This is a genomic window from Caulobacter sp. 17J65-9, assembly GCF_010975005.1.
GTDB lineage: Bacteria > Pseudomonadota > Alphaproteobacteria > Caulobacterales > Caulobacteraceae > 17J80-11.
The window spans coordinates 1-728 of record NZ_JAAIVC010000335.1; the positions used below are offsets into that span (position 1 = coordinate 1).

1 pseudogene is annotated in these 728 nt (G+C 76.5%); it reads right to left on the reverse strand.

The window, feature by feature from the left end:
* Window positions 1-728, reverse strand: a pseudogene (locus tag G3573_RS21780) (hypothetical protein); the annotation flags it as partial.

A 728-nucleotide genomic window follows, 5' to 3' on the forward strand; every position in this document is an offset into this window, starting at 1 on the left:
GCCCAGCGCCACGGCGTTGCCGCCGCTGCCGCTGACGTTGCCGGCGACCGCGAAGCCGCCGTTGCCGCCGCCGCCGCCGACCGACTGGGCGAACACGCCCATGGCGCCCGCGCCGTGAGTGAGGATGGTCCCGTCGGTGGTGACGTCGACCAGCGAGCCGATGCTGCCCGGGCCGCCGGCGCCGCCGACCGCCGCGCCCAGGGCCACGGCGTTGGAGCCGGATCCGGCCACGTTGAACGAGCCGCTCCAGCCGCCGTTGCCGCCGCCGCCGCCGATCGATTGGCCGACCACGCCGTGGGCGTAGTCGCCCCAGGTGGTGACGTCGTTCAGGCTGTCGAGGTCGATCTCGCCGCCCTTGCCGCCGGCCCCGCCGGCGCCGCCCAGCGACAGGCTGGGGGCCACGCTGACGCTGCCGGAGAAGGCCAGGGCGCCCGACGCCGCGAAGCCGCCGTTGCCGCCGCCGCCGCCGATGGACTGGGCGATCACGCCGATCGAGCCGTCCTCGCCGGTGTTGATCTCGCCGGTGTTGAGGAGGGTGACCTTCTTGCCGTCGCCGGCCGCGCCGCCCTTGCCGCCGACCGCCGCCGCGGCCGAAACCGCCACGCCGTCGGAGCCCGAGGCCGCGACCGATACGCTCCAGCCGCCGTCGCCGCCGCCGCCGCCGACCGACTGGGCCAGGATGCCGTGGGCGTTGACGCCGCCGGTGGTCACGTTCGAGGCGTTGAAGA